16 protein-coding genes are annotated in these 16,781 nt (G+C 40.0%); 5 read left to right on the plus strand and 11 right to left on the minus strand.

The features are described 5' to 3' along the window. Window positions 1-8: 8 nt before the first annotated feature. The 3 genes from GQR47_RS03980 to GQR47_RS03990 all read right to left on the minus strand — a co-directional run bounded on the left by GQR47_RS03980 (window position 9) and on the right by GQR47_RS03990 (window position 3,174). Entirely contained in the window at window positions 9-989 is a 981-nt protein-coding gene (locus GQR47_RS03980; RefSeq protein WP_024597319.1) for a sensor domain-containing diguanylate cyclase, read from the minus strand. 58 nt (window positions 990-1,047) lie between these two features. Then, on the minus strand, window positions 1,048-2,295 hold the full coding sequence (locus tag GQR47_RS03985) for a DEAD/DEAH box helicase (RefSeq protein ID WP_024597320.1): 1,248 nt from the start codon (window positions 2,293-2,295) through the stop codon (window positions 1,048-1,050). Between the two features lie 177 nt (window positions 2,296-2,472). Then, window positions 2,473-3,174: a DUF3581 domain-containing protein gene (locus GQR47_RS03990; protein ID WP_024597321.1), complete on the minus strand. Its 702-nt coding sequence runs from the start codon at window positions 3,172-3,174 to the stop codon at window positions 2,473-2,475. A 203-nt stretch (window positions 3,175-3,377) separates the two neighbouring features. Between GQR47_RS03990 and GQR47_RS03995 the strand changes: the two genes are divergently transcribed. Continuing rightward, entirely contained in the window at window positions 3,378-4,157 is a 780-nt protein-coding gene (locus GQR47_RS03995; protein WP_084324671.1) for a CPBP family intramembrane glutamic endopeptidase, read from the plus strand. 104 nt (window positions 4,158-4,261) lie between these two features. Continuing rightward, window positions 4,262-4,654, plus strand: a complete 393-nt coding sequence (locus GQR47_RS04000; RefSeq protein ID WP_154903480.1) for a hypothetical protein — start codon at window positions 4,262-4,264, stop codon at window positions 4,652-4,654. Window positions 4,655-4,670: 16 nt separating this feature from the next. Here GQR47_RS04000 and GQR47_RS04005 read toward each other — a convergent pair whose 3' ends face one another. The 5 genes from GQR47_RS04005 to proB form a co-directional block, all read right to left on the minus strand. Beyond that, on the minus strand, window positions 4,671-4,970 hold the full coding sequence (locus GQR47_RS04005) for a 2OG-Fe(II) oxygenase (RefSeq protein ID WP_154903479.1): 300 nt from the start codon (window positions 4,968-4,970) through the stop codon (window positions 4,671-4,673). Window positions 4,971-5,131: 161 nt separating this feature from the next. Next, window positions 5,132-6,616 carry a glutamate--tRNA ligase gene (gltX, locus tag GQR47_RS04010; protein WP_002961608.1) on the minus strand — a complete coding sequence of 495 codons (1,485 nt, stop codon included), beginning with the start codon at window positions 6,614-6,616 and terminating at the stop codon, window positions 5,132-5,134. Between the two features lie 39 nt (window positions 6,617-6,655). Further along, window positions 6,656-7,015 (minus strand): glutaredoxin domain-containing protein, encoded by a 360-nt coding sequence (locus GQR47_RS04015; protein ID WP_002961611.1) that lies wholly within the window; start codon window positions 7,013-7,015, stop codon window positions 6,656-6,658. Window positions 7,016-7,071: 56 nt separating this feature from the next. Then, window positions 7,072-8,046: a GGDEF domain-containing protein gene (locus tag GQR47_RS04020; protein WP_024597325.1), complete on the minus strand. Its 975-nt coding sequence runs from the start codon at window positions 8,044-8,046 to the stop codon at window positions 7,072-7,074. Between the two features lie 101 nt (window positions 8,047-8,147). Beyond that, entirely contained in the window at window positions 8,148-9,251 is a 1,104-nt protein-coding gene (gene proB / locus GQR47_RS04025; protein WP_024597326.1) for a glutamate 5-kinase, read from the minus strand. A gap of 119 nt (window positions 9,252-9,370) precedes the next feature. Between proB and GQR47_RS04030 the strand changes: the two genes are divergently transcribed. Beyond that, entirely contained in the window at window positions 9,371-10,330 is a 960-nt protein-coding gene (locus GQR47_RS04030) for a DMT family transporter (protein WP_024597327.1), read from the plus strand. On the opposite strand, the gene GQR47_RS04035 is transcribed toward GQR47_RS04030, so the two are convergent. Genes GQR47_RS04035 through pdsO form a run of 3 tightly spaced genes read right to left on the minus strand, consistent with a single transcriptional unit; the run spans window position 10,225 to window position 13,623 of the window. Beyond that, window positions 10,225-10,830 carry a class GN sortase gene (locus GQR47_RS04035; RefSeq protein ID WP_154903478.1) on the minus strand — a complete coding sequence of 202 codons (606 nt, stop codon included), beginning with the start codon at window positions 10,828-10,830 and terminating at the stop codon, window positions 10,225-10,227. The genes GQR47_RS04030 and GQR47_RS04035 overlap by 106 nt on opposite strands. Then, complete coding sequence (locus tag GQR47_RS04040) at window positions 10,827-12,845, minus strand: marine proteobacterial sortase target protein (protein ID WP_024597606.1); 2,019 nt, start codon at window positions 12,843-12,845, stop codon at window positions 10,827-10,829. Before GQR47_RS04040 ends, GQR47_RS04035 begins: the two co-directional genes overlap by 4 nt. A 46-nt stretch (window positions 12,846-12,891) precedes the next feature. After that, window positions 12,892-13,623: a sortase-associated OmpA-like protein PdsO gene (gene pdsO / locus GQR47_RS04045; RefSeq protein ID WP_024597605.1), complete on the minus strand. Its 732-nt coding sequence runs from the start codon at window positions 13,621-13,623 to the stop codon at window positions 12,892-12,894. A 204-nt stretch (window positions 13,624-13,827) separates the two neighbouring features. Between pdsO and pdsR the strand changes: the two genes are divergently transcribed. Then, complete coding sequence (pdsR, locus tag GQR47_RS04050; RefSeq protein ID WP_039486017.1) at window positions 13,828-14,517, plus strand: proteobacterial dedicated sortase system response regulator; 690 nt, start codon at window positions 13,828-13,830, stop codon at window positions 14,515-14,517. Then, the gene (pdsS, locus tag GQR47_RS04055) at window positions 14,517-16,655 is read left to right on the plus strand and encodes a proteobacterial dedicated sortase system histidine kinase (protein WP_154903477.1); all 2,139 of its coding nucleotides are present in this window, start codon (window positions 14,517-14,519) and stop codon (window positions 16,653-16,655) included. The genes pdsR and pdsS overlap by 1 nt, the downstream gene beginning before the upstream one ends. Window positions 16,656-16,781 lie beyond the last annotated feature (126 nt).

Consider the following 16,781-nt stretch of genomic DNA (forward strand, 5'->3'; position numbering starts at 1 on the left):
TACTTTTATTATTGTGCTTTTTTAGCGAACTTGTATGCTTGTTTATTTTTATACATTGCGTGGTCTGCATCATTTAATAGCGCTTCAAAGGGCTGCTTTTGTTTATTAGTAAAACTATAACCAATACTAAGCGATAAATCGCAAACACCTTCTTTTAGTAAAGCATTTGTATACTCAGAGGATATTTTATCCATGATGTAGTTAATTTTACTTTTATCGCTTACTTGCATTACTGCAACAAACTCATCGCCACCTAAACGCCCTACTATATCGGCATCTCTTAAATGCGTTTTTAGCGTATCTGCCAATATAATCAATGCTTTGTCGCCCACTTCATGTCCGCAAGTGTCGTTTAACTTTTTAAAGTCGTTTATATCAATAAACAAACAACACACGTCAAAACCTAAACGCAGTGCTAAATTAAGCTTTTGTTGGGCTAATAAGTTAAGTGCTCGGCGATTATAAATATTAGTTAATGAGTCTAACATGGCTATTTCACGCATTTGCTCATAGCTATACACAAGCGCTAAGTCGTCTTCAATCAAATCGCGTAATTGCTCTATGAGCTCAAAGTATTCATCGGTATAGCTAGTTATTTTAGTGTCTTTTAAACATAACGTGCCAAACACTTCGCCTTCAGGCCAATGAATAGGTAAACCTAAGTAAGATTCAATACCCTCTTCAACTACTTCTGGTAGGGTATTCCATGCATCGTTATTACTTGCATCATTAACATATAAAATATTATTAGTTTCAGCGACGTGGCGACAAAAAAGAGGTGTTTGAGGAGGGAGTATAGGGTTGGTCTCAAAGTTAGAGCCCCCCTCGTTACTTCTAATAACAACGCGATAGCCTTTGCTTGTTGCCTGAACCATATAACCAGACGGGGCTGAAAAAAGCCCCGTTACAAGATCAATTGTTTTTTGCCATTTATGCAAAGATATTTGGCCATCAATACCAGAAAATGCCCATTGATCAATTTCAAACATTGCTTTACCTCGGCTATTTAGTAGCTCCAGTATAGGCAAAAAAACAACGTAAAAGCTATTATTTACGACGTCTGCTTGGCTCTCTTTTACCAGTGATGCGTTTTTTATCGCGATCTTTTCGCGACTTGTTAGTATTTTTACGATTATCTTTTGGCTTTTTATTAGGATCTGGCTCGTAACCTTCTAACCACTGCGGCGTTAAACGCGTATCGAGTAGTACTTCAATTTCTTCTAGCAGCCATTGCTCATCAAGACTTACCAGCGACATAGCAAGTCCTTGTTCACCAGCACGACCTGTACGGCCAATACGGTGCACGTAATCCTCGGCAATGTAAGGTAGTTCAAAGTTAATTACGTATCTAAGTGTAGAAATATCTAAACCACGCGCAGCGACATCGGTTGCAACAAGTACGCGTGTAATACCTTCTTTAAAGTTTTGCAATGCACGGTCGCGTGCGCCTTGCGATTTGTCGCCATGGATTGATTCGGTTTTTAAACCATCTTTACACATTTCTTTAGCAAGCTGATCAGCCATTTGTTTTGTGCGAGTAAAAATAAGCACTTGGCGCCAGTTTTTCATGCCAATCATGTGCGATACAAGTTCGCGCTTACGATCCTCATCTACATCGTAAATAACTTGCTCTACTTCAACCGCGGCTGAGTTACGTTTATCAACTTCAATTAGTTCTGGGTTTTTAAGTAACTTTTTACTGAGTTCAAACACGCTGTCATCAAACGTAGCTGAAAATAGTAAAGTTTGGCGATCGCCCGGGATATGTCGCAATATACGTCTAATTTCATCAATAAAGCCCATATCAAGCATGCGGTCAGCTTCGTCAAACACTAAGGAGTCTACGCTTGAAAGTACCACACTGCCTTTAACTATATGATCAAGCAAACGCCCAGGTGTTGCCACTATAACTTGCGCTGTTTTAAGTGCTTTTATTTGAGGGCCAATACTTACGCCACCATAGGCTAAAGCGCCATTGATATTAGTGCCTTGTGCGTACTTTTCAAAGCTTGCAAATACTTGCTGAGCAAGCTCACGGGTTGGCGTTAAAATTACAACGCGGGCAAGGCCTTGCTCATCTTTTTTAGGGGTATTTAAAAGCTTATGTAATAAAGGTAAAACAAAGGCGGCGGTTTTACCCGTACCTGTTTGCGCGCTGCCCATTACATCACTTCCGGCTAAAATAGGCGGAATAGTTTTAATCTGAATTGCGGTAGGTTGAGTGTAATTATTTTGCTCAATCGCTGTTAATAATAACGGGTCGAGATTAAGTGATGAGAACGTAGTGGCAGACATAGGCTTAGCTTTAAAATAACAAAGAGCGCTATTGTACGCATATTACTGTACTGCGTAAATTAACCAGTCCAGAAAAGTATTTAATCGTGGTTGCTCACTTTCACTTTAGCGCTAAAAACAATAAAAAAGGCTCTAAATAACAGTTGTATTTAGCGCCTTTTTTAATTTTATGTAGCTTTAAGCTGGCTTTAGTGTTGCTTTACGTTCGTTGTAAAACGCAATTAAATCATCAACTGTTGCTTGGCAGTATTCGCGAATACCCGAAACCACCATGTGCTTTTCACCACTGCCCACTTTAACGCCGTTTTCTAACAGGTTAAAACGTAGTGTAATTTTTCCGCGCTTACCAGTGTACTCAAAGCTTGGCTCTGCAAATTCAAGTATTGGCGCTGTTATATCAAGGTTATCAAGATTAATAAGCATTGATTCGTAAATTATCATCGGACGAGCAGGGTTTATCATTACCTCTTGCTTGCCCATTAATGGGATAATTACATGCGGAAAGGTAGTACCAGAAAACTCAACATAATTTTTTATTAGACTATTAGTTAGTGCTGGGCATTGGCTGGTTTTACCGCTGCGCTTTACCTTTAAAATGACTTTTTCGCCATTGGTTACATCAAACTCATCGGCTCCCTCAGGGAAATGAAGTTTGGTGTTTTCATCAACCATACCGGCAAAAGTAAATTCCATTTGTTCACTAATACCGTAGCGGTCTAGTACCAATGAAAAAAGTAAGTCTCCTGGCGCGCAAAACTTTTTAGCATCTTTGTCATGAAGTGGATTGTAATCGTCAGCAACGCATTTAGCGAAGCGACAACCCTGCTCACGAGAGATAGAAACATAATCAGCATGCTGCTGAAAAAAAGGACTTAACATAGTTTGTTCACTGCTTAAACTGCTTATAACCTATCTATATTACCAGAAAAAAAATATTGAGAGGTCGAATCTGTTAGATTAATGGCTAAATAAAACAGAGCAATAAAAAAACAATGACCTTTTATTTGTTAGCGCTATCAATTATATGTGTTTTTCCGTACTGCAAAATATCAATAATGCGGCAACCCCTTTGGCACTACTTAATGGCTTTAAGTGTTCTAAGTGCGTATTTTCAAGGTTATGTAAATTTATATGCTCTGCTCAGCATTGGGCTTTACGTTGTTTTATACTACTGCGCGCTAAATGCAAAGCGAGCAATAATACGCGCTATATTAAGTACTGTTTTTATAACTTTCTCACTGGCATTAGCACTTCATTGGGTGCCTGGTTTTAATAACCTCCCTATTGTTATAGATGAGCGTATTACAAGCGATGCGATTGCTTTTACCTTTTATGCTAATTTTGATAAAGCTATGGCGGGGTTATTTCTTTGTGCTTACTTTTATTCGAATAAAAAAGCTTTAAAAGCAGACTCTAATAAAGTAAGTCGATTAAACGTTAAACAGCCCATTTTTATAATTATTGCTACGGTTTTAGCTTCGCTCACTGTGGCTTTAATACTTGAACTTGTAAGTTTTAACCCAAAAGTGCCCGACTTTTGGTTAGCCTTTATTGCTATTAATCTTTTATTTACCTGTGTAGCTGAGGAGGCTTTATTTAGAGGGTTATTACAAACCAAACTTAGCCAAATAATCTCATCTACCCGCCTAGCGTTACTTGCCCCAATAATGACTGCTGCAGTGTTTGCTTTAGCACATTTTGCTGGAGGAATTAACTATGTATTGGTTTCATTTATTTCAGGCTTAGGATACGGCTATATTTTTTATAAAACGCAGCGTTTAGAATGGGCTATTATATGCCACTGGTTAGTGAACGTTTTTCACTTCTTTTTGTTTACTTACCCTATGCTCAGTAAAATCTAAATACATTTACAAATGCTAACAATTTACCCGTTAGCAAACATTGCCAGCGTTTGATTTTGTTAGTAATTTACTACTTTAAATAATAAATTAAAGGACTAATAAATATGCTACGTTTTATAGCGGCAATAACAGTGCTGGCCACAATAACCGGTTGTTCAGGAATGACCTATCATACAGACATAGACAACGGTGTTTTATCTCAAGAAATTGGCACCTACGTTAATAAAAGAGATTTACAGCAATTTTATAGCGACCAAGAAGCACACGAAAGTGGCGCAACACTTTTAGGCCGAATAGAAGGTGAAAGCTGTGATGGCGACGGTATGGGCAACAATAATGTAAGCTACAATCGCTCTAAATCAAACGCGATTGATTTACTTAAAGCTGATGCTATGCGCAGGGGCGGGAATGCTTTTACTATTAATTCCTGTAGTGAAACCTCTGTATCGTACTGCGACCTATCTGTTTTATGCACCGGACAGGCCTACGACTATTAATAAGTAAAAGTGCAAATTATATATTAAGCGCAAAGCTCAGTAGTACACGCTTTCCAGACTCGATTTTAGATACGCTGTGTTCGTACTTATCGGGTCTGAACAAATACACGCGATTAAATAAATTTATAATGCATTTTGAGCATTTAAATACCCCACCCGCTTTAGGTTTCTCTAATACAAAATTAAGCTTGTAATAGCGCCCTTGCTGCACAGGGTCAATATGGTTCATTACGCTATGATTGGTTGGGTAAGTAACAAGGTTTATCGAAAATGTGTTACTGCTAAAAATGGCTTTGTTTTTTACAAGTGCAATCATACTGCCTCCTATGAGTTTATATGCCGCATTGTAGCATTTAGTAAATTATGAATGCTTAGGCTAAACAATATCAAAATACGATGTCATATAGCTAAACAGCCTGAAACAAAAAAGCCGAACTTATTTTACTAAGTTCGGCTTTTATAAGTGCATTTTAGTAATTATGCACTTGGGTATTCGCGGTACGCACGCTCTATATTTTTAGCCTGCTTTTTAGAAATACCTAAATGAGCAAGTGCAACACGTAAACGAGCACGTGATAAGTCAGAGCCTAATATTTCCATTGCATCAAGCACTGACGTACTTGATGTTTTGCCTGTAATTGCGACAAAAATTGGCTCTAAAAAGTCTTTAATTTTAAGCTCGTGGAATGTAGCCACTTCTTTTGCAATTGCAAAAATAGCGGGCTTATCAAAGCTACGTAAGCCTTCTAGCTGCCATACAAAAAATTGTAGTGCTTGGCGTATTACGTTTTCGTCTGCTTTACCGGCTGTTAATAGCGCAGGATCGTAAGTTGGAATACCACCTACAAAATGTCCAGCAAGCTCAACCATATCCGAAAGGGTATTAATACGCGTTTTAGCCTCAGGTAATACTTTAGCTAACATTTCACCGTTAAACTTCCAATCAACAAAGCGCTGAATTAACTGCTCGTCGGTTAAATTTTCACGGATCCACATGCCGTTTAACCAGCTTAATTTATCCACGTCGAATACTGGACCACCAAGCGATACGCGCTTCATGTCAAAGTTTTCAATCATTTCATTAAGTGTGAACTTTTCACGCTCATCTGGCATTGACCAACCCATACGACCTAAGTAGTTAAGCACGGCTTCTGGTAGGTAACCCATTTCTTTATAATAGTTAATAGACGTTGGATTTTTACGCTTAGATAGCTTTGATTTATCTGGGTTACGTAGTAATGGTAAATGACCAAGTACTGGCGCTTCCCAACCAAAATCTTCGTAAAGTTTTAATAACTTAGGTGCTGAGTTAATCCACTCTTCGCCACGGAAAATATGACTAATTTGCATATGGTGGTCATCAACTACGTTCGCTAAAAAGTACGTTGGGAAACCATCCGCTTTTAAAAGCACTTGCATGTCTACGTTTTCCCACGGGATCTCAATTTCATCTCGTAGGTAGTCGTTAAACTTAAATGTGCCTTCGCTTGGGATTTTCATACGTATAACGTAAGGTTTGCCTGCCGCTAAGTTTGCTTTAATTTCTTCATCTGTATGGTTTAAACCACGACCGTCGTATTTAGGGCGCAAGCCTTCTGCCATTTGCTCTTCACGCATTTGATCAAGCTCTTCGCTTGTTGCAAAGCAGTAAAACGCTTTACCATCGTCAACTAACTGATGCGCGTATTTTTTATATAAATCGCTACGCTCAGATTGACGGTAAGGACCAAATTCGCCACCCACATCAGGACCATGATCCCACTCAAGCCCTAACCAGCGTAAGCTATCCATAATCGCAAGTTCAGACTCTGGCGTGCTACGTACTTGGTCTGTATCTTCTATACGAAGTACAAATTCACCGCCTTGTTGTTTAGCAAAACAGTAGTTAAATAAGGCGATATAAGCGGTGCCAAGATGCGGGTCACCAGTTGGCGACGGGGCAACACGGGTGCGAATTGTCATGGTAAATTCTCTTTAAATAAGTGAGATAATAAAAGTGGTTTATGCAGCTACTTTGTTTAAGTAAGCAATAATATCGTTTGATTCATACAGCCATTGTACTTGGCCATTTTTCTCTATACGCAGACAAGGCACTTTAACTTTGCCGCCTTGCTCAAGAAGCTCTTGACGATATTGCTCATTATTTTTTGCATCACGCGTTTCTATGTTTAAGCCTTCGCGCTTAATAGCGCGGCGTACTTTTACACAAAACGGGCATGCTTTAAATTGGTACAGTTTAAATTGTGAGGTTTGCTGATCAAGCTGTGCTTGCTCGTCGCTTGCACGCTTTTTACTGCGAGGAGTAAATACAAAATTAAAGAATAAGATTATACAACCTAAAAACCAACGAACTAATTTCATGTTCTGTGCTCTGCTTACAACAATTTAAGGAGCCAGATTTTAGCACAAATTTACAATCAAAAAAGCTCAATACTGTTATCTATCTTTGGTTCGTTATTAACTTCTAATTCACTGTAGGAGGTAACTCTATTACGGCCAGTATTTTTAGAGTAGTAAAGCGCTAAATCAGCCTGATTTACAATACTCGATACAGTATCAATACTCACTAACTCTAAAAAACCAATGCTAATGGTTAATTGGCCAATTTGTGGAAAAGGGTATTGGGCAACATTAAGGCGTAACCGGTTAAGTGCAACATGTGCATCACCCTCTGTTTCTGCTTGAAATAACATAGCAAATTCTTCACCACCATACCTAAATACATAGTCTTCTATTCTAAAATTATTTTTTAGTAGCCGTGCAACAAGTAAAATAACCTCATCGCCAATTACATGCCCGTAGTTATCATTAATATTTTTAAAGTTGTCGATATCGGCAATAGCTAAATACCAACGTCGCTTTTTATTGTTATCATTTCTTGGTAACAAAAAACCGTTACCCGATACAATCTCAATTACTTTTTTATCAAATGTTTGCCTATTTAAAAGCTCTGTAAGTGGATCTAACCGCGACTTATATAATAGCCCAAGCTGATTAGCATAAATATTTAAAATATGTACAGCTAACATAGTTATTCGTTCTGGTAATTCTTGCTCGGTTTCTATTAATAAAGTGCCGACTACTTTTCCAAAATGATAAATAGGCACGTAACTTGTTGTGCTACTAAAGGCATAGCTCACCCTAATTTTATTTTGAGTGACCTTTTGTAATAACAATGATGCTTCATCTGGGCTTAATTGCTCTAAATTACTGTTTGAATTAATAAGAGTAGGGGGTATGGGGGCTGAAAAATTTTTATTGACGTAAATGGCAAAATTATCAACTTCGAGCAAGTCGCTAATTATTTGTATTAATGCGCTATCTAAATCACTTTCTTCCTCTTGCTGGGTAAGCTTAATAATCCATTCGTGCCCACACTTATTTGCCTTCATTACACTGCCTAAACTAATTAAACTTTTATTAGTCTAGACAATACTCATGAATTTACTAAGTTATGAGGTAATACTTATTAACTAATCCTTTAGAATAGGTATTAAAGTAATACTAAGTCGTCGCGATGCAATACTTCTGCACCACTATCGTATTCAAGTAACTCACCTATTTGATTTGAGTGTGCGCCTTTGATTTTATTTACCTCGGTACTGCTAAAACGCGTTAAGCCACGTGCAATTACTTGATTTTTAGTATCTATTAAATCAATTAAATCGCCTCTTTCAAAACGTCCAAATGCATTAGTAACGCCTTTAGCAAGTAAGCTTGCACCTTTATTTTGAAGGGCACTAATAGCACCTGCATCTATAACAATTTGGCCGGTACTTTTAGGCCCAGCTAGTAGCCATTTTTTACGGCCATCTTTTGGGGCGGTGAGTTTTAAAAAGCGTGTACCAGGTAACTCGTCACTCATACATTTTAAAATAACGTTTTTACCAGCGCCTTTAGCAATAATGACTTCAACGCCTGCACGCCTTGCAATGTCGGCTGCTTGTAATTTGGTTGCCATGCCGCCAGTACCTAAGTTTGTACCACTGCCACCAGCAAGTTGGCGCAGCTCATCGTTTATATGTGTTACTTCACCAATGAGGGTGGCATCGGCATTGGTGCGAGGATCGCTGGTAAATAACCCTTCTTGATCGGTAAGTAGCAATAATTTATTAGCATTAGCCAAAATAGCAACAAGTGCCGATAAATTATCGTTGTCGCCTACTTTTATTTCACTGGTAGCGACTGCGTCATTTTCGTTAATGATGGGCACAACGTCGTAATTTAATAACGCATTGAGTGTATCGCGGGCATTAAGGTAGCGCTCTCTGTCGTCTACATCAGCGCGAGTAAGCAGCATTTGCCCTACATTTACCCCATATAAAGCAAACAAGCTCTGCCAAATATGAATAAGTTGACCTTGTCCAATTGCAGCAAGCATTTGTTTATCAATTAAGCTTCTGCCACAGGGTTTTAATAGTTGTTCGCGCCCAGCAGCAACCGCGCCGCTCGATACTAAAATAACCTGATGCCCCTGCTTTTTAAGCTCGCAGCATTGGCGTACTAATTCAACCATATGTGCTTTGTCTAGCTTATCGGTGCCGCCAGTTAGTACGCTTGTACCAAGCTTTACAACTATTACCTGTTCCCTTTGCATGTGCTTTTTACTATTGATTAATTAAAGATGAATTAATTTATACCAGCTCGGTATTTTTGAACAAGTTAAAAATTTTCATGCTAGGATCTGATTTTATTAAATTAAGTAAATTACTCTCTATGCCTGCCAGTTTATGTTTAATTATTGCCACCTTTTTATGGGGCAGCTCTTTTATTGCGCTCAAATACGCCATTGCTATTTACGACCCTGCATTAGTGATATTTTTACGCATGCTCACCACGTTAGTTTTGTCGCTTTGTTTATGGCGCTACGTTATTCGGTTTGAGTACTTAAAAGGTGACTGGAAGTATTTAGTGGGTATGTCGCTTGCTGAGCCTTGCTTATACTTTTTATTTGAAGGCCATGCAATGGAATACACATCAGCCTCGCAGGCCGGTGTCATTGTCTCTTGCTTGCCTATTATTATTGCGTTGCTTGCCTTTGTATTACTTAAAGAGCATATAAGCAAAGCCATTGTTGTCGGTTTTACGCTGTGTATAGGCGGCAGTATTTTACTTACGCTTCTTTCACCAAGTACCGACCAAGCACCTAATCCGTTACTAGGTAACTTTTTAGAGCTTATGGCGATGGTGTGCGCTGCATTTTATACCGTAAGTATTAAACATTTAGCTAATCGCTACTCGCCCCTGACTTTAATTGCGTTGCAAGGTATTAGCGGCAGCTTGTTTTTTGCGCCGTTTTTATTTTTTATCGACCTACCAAGCGAAAATCAACACGACTTAACTGCGCTCATGAGCATTTTGTATTTAGGCTCGTGTGTAACCCTTGGCGGCTACGGCATGTACAACTATGCAATTAGCAAGGTATCGGTATTAACCGCTGCTGCGTACTCTAATTTAATTCCTATTTTTACACTTATTTTGTCAGCTATTATTTTGGGCGAAGTGCTCAACGTTTGGCAATGGCTGAGCATATTTGTGGTATTTATTGGCGTAATGGTAAGCCAGCGCCATCAAGAACTCGTGGTTGATATACCGCTTAGCGAATCAGGCGAAGACATTTGCGCAGATACAAGCAACCTTAAATCAGTACCCGAGGCAAGTGAATCAAAAGGGTAACAGGTAAGCAAATACAGCCCAGGTGTTTGTAAAAATGAGTTTTGGGATTGATGAATAACCTCAATCCCCGTTACCTTATAATTTTGAATCACCCCACTTTGCAGTTGCAAAGTAAACGCCTCTCCCACTTTGGCGTGTTGTAAAAATGCAAAGTGGGTGTCGTTATGCCCAGCTATTAGCGAGCCTTTTTCGTTTCCAAACTCTTTTCCGCCCAGCTCCCCTGCGGGTAAAAATTGGCTAGGCGCAAACGCTAAATTGCGACCACTCGCTCCAGCTAATACACTTAATGTTTTATTATGGCTTGGCCAATCAAGCTTTGCAGTCACGTAGCTGTCGGCGTAATACCACGGTTTTACTTTAATGCCGGGTGATTTAAGCGCCTCTTGCCATGCTTGCTCAATTAATACTTGAGCAAGCCACGCTTTTGCCTGCATATAAGCGCCGTGACCAAATAATCCAAGCCCAGCTATTAGTAAACCCGCGCTTAGCCACTTTTTCATTTACGTGCCCTGCTTAACTTAAATGATCGGTTTATTTTAAGGGCGCTAAATCCCAATAATAAAATACAGCCTAGTAATATATGTAACCTGCTTTGCCCATCGGTTTGCGGTAAACGCATTGCCATACCTTGTGGTACTGCATTAGTAGCTTGCGCCGTTTGCTCTGCCACTTCTTTTATTTGAGTTTGTTCAATCGCTATAAAAGCAGTAAACGGGCTAAGTAATTGATGAGTAAGCGCAAGCTCCTGTACTTCATCTTTAACTGTATTTTGCTCGTTGTATAAAAGTAATGACTTGATTTTTTGGCGCGCCCACAGTTTTGCTATACCTTGAGCGCTTGAGCTATTTTGTGTACTTAATTTAATACTTAAAGGACCTTGTGCTGTTTGCCCAGCAAGTACCACATTTTTAGCATTATTAAGTTTTATGGCGACCATGATAGGCTCACCAAAATATAAATCAGGTAGTGGTGGCGGCCAAAAATCTAAGCTGTTACCGCTTTCATCGCTTAGCCCCAAATTAGTAATAGCCGGATGTGCAAGCTTATCAAACAACTGCTGCATTTTAGGTTGCACCTCGCTTGTGCTGCCTATAAACGTAAATGAGCCTTTACCTATATCTGCCGCTCGGCGCATAAAAAAGCTATTCGGTGCGCTGCCAATACCCACTGTAAATAAGCGGCTATCGCCTAATTTACTTTGAATATTTTTAAATAATGCATCTTCATTACTTACGCTGCCATCAGTTAAAAATACAACTTGGCGCACAAAACCACCAAACTCGCTACCATCAAGTACGGCATTAAGCGCACCTTGTATTTCAGTGCCACCGTCGGCCTCTAGGCTATAAATAAATCGCTCTGCACGGCGTAAATTAAAGTCACTGGCTATAAGTGGTTTATCGCTCATTGGAGTTACTATGTTGTCAAAACCAATAATGTTAAAGCTGTCGTCGCTATCAAGTAATGAAAGTGCATAAAACAACGCTTTTTTAGCTTGCTCCATAGATTGCCCATGCATAGAGCCTGACGTATCAACTACAAATACCATTTCACGAGGTAAGCGCTGTGTTTGTGTGAAATGATCCCCTGGTGGCATTAGCATAGCAAGCCCGTATCGGTCACCATTTTCAAACTGCTGAGTAAAAAATGCGGCTTGAGCTTGCTCTTTTTGCAGCGGTTTAAACTCAAGTACAAAGTCGCGATTAACTGCATTTGTCTCATTTAACGCTATTTTATATTGTCCAAACGCGGTGTTTTGCACATCAACATTGTGAAATTTAGAATTGATATCCACCAGCTCTAAGCCTACGTCTATATCTATGTTTAAGCTAAATTGGCTGCTTGGTACGTTATCATTTTGATTACTGCTTTTAATACTGTAAACAGGGCTTAACCATCCCGTTGGGAGCGAGTTAAAGTGCGTTTGGTTCTGAGTACTCACCTCAACTTCACCACTAATCGCGTGATAACGCGGTGTAATGGTAGTAGGAAATCTAATAGCAAATGTGCCGCTGCTGTAATCAATTATTTCTTGATACTCAAGCTCAATAATTACTTGCTCACCAGGGCCAATATTTGCCACATTCGTAATAAACATATTGGCGCGTTGCTGGCGCACAAGGGCCGCTTGCTTACCTGCTTTTTTAGCCTCCTCGTATTTTTTTTCGGCCTCTACCTTTTTATCAATTTGGCCTTTAATGACTCGCTCACCTATACGCATAGTCATGGCATGTACGGCGCTTTCATCAGGCAATGGAAAAACGTAGCGCGCATTAACCGCAAACGGGTTTTCGTTTTGATAAGTTTGCGTAACTACAACATGATTAATTAGGCCGGTTAAGGTCATATTGGCGTCGCTTTTTAATATTATTGCTGGGCCTGCTGGCGCACCATTGCTATCAAAAAGCTCTAACTTGGGTGATTGCGCATGGCTTTTGAAGCTCGCTAACAGCACAATCGCTATGAATATAAAAATGCTTACTTTAGTAAGCATTTTGGTCGGTTTACTCAACATAAAATCACTCCATCGAACGCTTTGTTTTACTTAGATTCAGTTAGATTTAGTTACTCGCCGTTTGGCCATTTACTGAGTTCATTGAGCGAGTGGTAAGCGTTACGCGTCTATCAAAAAAGTTATCTTCCACCGTGTTACTGTTAGCCAATGTTTGCTGCTCGCCAAATGCCTGCGTGCTTAAGCGTTTATGGCTCACGCCGTGTTTTATTAAATAGCTTTGCACGGCATTTACACGTGCTTTGGAAAGTAAAAGGTTGGCTTGCTCATCGCCTCGTTGATCGGCAAAGCCACTTAAATCAAGTGCGAGTTGTGGTTGGTTGTTTAACAAGGTAACCAGTTGGTCTAACTGCAGCGCAAAATGCGGGGCAATAACACTTGAACCTGTTTTAAATTGCACCGTCATCGCCAATAAGTTATTAATTTGAACTTGAGTTAACTGCTCATTTTGATTGGCAAGCACTTCTAGCTGTTGCTCTAACATATTATTGTGGTTAAGCACGTGTTGGTAATCGCTGGTTTTTTCTTTCATAACCGTAATTGCACGCTCTTGCTCTGCAATTTTGTTATCAGCTACTTTTGAATCACCTATTAAACCACCGGCAAATGCCCCAATAAACGCACCTATTGGCCCGCCTACTACGCCGCCAATAATAGCGCCTGCACCTAAACCAATAGCCGTTTCTTTATGGGCTTCTTTTGATGGCGTGTTAGATGTTGAGGCAATTGCTGGAGTACAAAAAATAGCAACGAGTGTTAACGCAATTAATGTCTTCTTCATGATTTGATCCTTAAACTTACTTTTTAATTTGTGATGTTTTGTTTTGATGGACCTATTAAAACAAGCTCAAGTGGCAACAAAGGGGATCAAAAATGGCAAACTGCTGAGCAATTGTGGCAAAAAAATGGCAATTGCCTTTTTAAGCGTACTTAGCTTAAAAACTTCGATATAGTGCACAACAGAGCCGATAGGATAATGATTAAGATGAAAAAAATAGCCATCGTTGAAGATGAACCCGCAATCCGCGAAAACTACATAGAAATGCTGAGCGCACAGGGCTACCAAGTCAGTGGCTTTGAAAATCGCGCCAGCGCTGAAGCTGCATTTAAAAACGCCCTGCCCGATTTAGCCATTGTTGATATTGGCCTAGGCCATGAAATAGATGGTGGTTTTTTACTGTGCCAAACATTGCGTTCGCTTTCTAAAACACTGCCTATTATTTTTTTAACCGCCCGCGATAGCGAAATAGATACTGTATGCGGCCTGCGCATGGGCGCCGACGACTACCTAACAAAAGACATAAGCTTGGCTCACTTGGCTGCACGTATTGGTGCGCTATTTCGCCGAATGGAAGCACTTGAACAACCCGCTGATGCAAACGCCCTCATAACACGCGGGCAGTTAACGCTCGACACGCAACGTATGCAGGTATTTTGGCAGCAACAATTAGTTGATTTAACCGTAACCGAATTTTGGATGCTGCATTCACTCGCCCAGCGACCAGGCCATGTTAAAAGCCGTAACGATTTAATGAGCGATGCAAAAATTTATGTAGACGACAGCACTATTACTTCACACGTAAAACGTATTCGTAAAAAGTTTATAGCACTCGACAGCACCTTTGATTGCATAGATACCGTGTATGGCATGGGCTATCGGTGGGAACAACACTAATGCTACGATTTGGTCTGCGCAGTAAATTTATATTACTTTCATGTTTTTTGTTTTTGCTGCCGTGGCTTGGCTACGAGTACGTATGGGAAATGGAAAAGTTTTTACGCCAAGGCCAAGAAAAAACCCTCGTAGGCACCACTCGTGCACTTGCTACTGCATTACATGAGCGCCCTGCATTATTTGACGAGCAAACCAACTTTTTAGACCAAGTTGTAAAAGGTCGCGATTTATACGCTTATAATCTTAAAAACCCTATTCAGCTCGACGGTAAACTTAACGATTGGGAAAGTTACCAGCCGTTATTTTGGCACTACGACAAACGCTATTTACAAAAAACAGATAACAAACATCAAGCCAGTGACTTATCGTTTTATCATATGGTGGGAAAATTTGATAACTACTTATACGCCGTATTTAAAGTCACCGACAATACCCTTATTTATCGCGCTAAAAATAGTTTAAGCATTACCAATAACGATTATTTACAAATTGGCTTAAAAACACCAGACGGCCAATTTAATACCTATATAATTGCGCCACGCCAAGATGGCTGGGTTAATGCGTTTGATGCAAATACCAAAGCCCCTTTTACAAAAATTCAGGGCTATTTTGAAAGTACCGAATCAGGTTATAACGTAGAGCTGCGCTTTCCTATTAGCATGCTGGGCAACAAACTTGGCTTTGCTATTGTTGACATTGATAGTAAAGAGGCATTGCTAGAGCCTAAAATAATGTCGACCTCAAACTTAAATAACCCAAACGATTTAGGCTCGGTATTAGTCCCTTCCCCAGAAATTAGCCGTATTTTAAAAGGTATGGGCCACAGTGGTAGCCGCATTTGGGTGGTTGATAACCATCATCGTGTACTTGCGCAATCGGGTACTATTCAAAATGCAGATGGCGTATGGGCTGATGGACTTGCTAACAAAGCACCTGAAACTTGGTGGCAGCGCTTTGAGCAAAATTACTTACACCCAATTTACTATAAAATATTAACGCGCCCCGAAAATGAGTTTTTAGATACCCTGCACGATGTAGCTTCTATGCAGGGCACACATTTAGCGAAAGCATTAAAAGGACAACCTGCATCGTCTTGGCGATTAACACCCGACAGTAAAGCCGTTATTTTATCGGCCGCTTACCCTATTTGGATTCAAGACCAAGTAATTGGCGCGGTAATAGCAGAGGAAACCACAAACGGCGTACGTACGCTGCGTAACAAATCGCTCGAAAAACTCTTTAACGTTATTTTAGCTGTGATGCTAATTGGTACTGTCACCTTGTTCTTTTTTGCCTCACGTATATCGAACCGAATTAGGCGACTGCGCGATACTGCTGAGCAAGCGATTGATGCACAAGGGCGTGTTACCGGCAGTATTAATTACAGCGATGCTAACGATGAAATTGGGGATCTTTCTCGTAGTTTTTCAAACATTGTGAGCCGACTTGGTGGCTATACCGATTACTTAGAAAATATGTCGTCGCGGTTATCGCATGAGCTGCGCACGCCGGTTGCCGTAGTGCGCTCGTCACTCGAGAACTTACAAAGCTTGCCACAAAACGAGCTGAGTCAAAAATACCTTGACCGCGCCAGTGAAGGCGTTGAACGCTTAGGTAAAATAATAACCACCATGAGCGAAGCCACTCGCCTTGAGCAAAGCATTCAAAGCAACGAACCTGAACCTTTTGATTTACAAAAAGTAATAAATGGCTGCATGCAAGGCTATCAGCTTACTTACCCAAACCAGTTATTTACGCTTGATGTATGCCAAAACAAATTACCTATGCAAGGTGCTCCGGAGTTTATAGCTCAGCTGCTTGATAAACTTATTAATAACGCGCTGGAGTTTAGTGAAGCCAATACGGCTATTAATGTAGGCCTTAAGCAGAGCGAAAATAAAGCAACATTAACTGTGAGTAATACTGGTCCCGCTTTACCTGAAGGGTTAACTGAGCATATTTTTGATTCAATGGTGTCGGTACGTAGCCAGCAAATGCAGCAACAGCCACATTTGGGATTAGGGCTTTATATTGTAAGGCTGGTGTGCGACTACCATAAAGGCAGTGTAACCGCGCAAAACAACGAACAAGGTGATGGTGTAGTATTTACCGTAACACTGCCGTTAGTTAATGGTTAAGGCTGTATTTATACCGTTATATTTGTACCGTTATATTTATAGCCACAGCATTATATGCAAATAGTAAGTACGCAATAAATTAAATTCAGCTGTATATTTTTAGTTAAAAAGAGTTACTTTAATTTA

Origin of the sequence: Pseudoalteromonas sp. Z1A2, from assembly GCF_011378755.1 — a bacterium.
Lineage (GTDB): Bacteria > Pseudomonadota > Gammaproteobacteria > Enterobacterales > Alteromonadaceae > Pseudoalteromonas > Pseudoalteromonas distincta.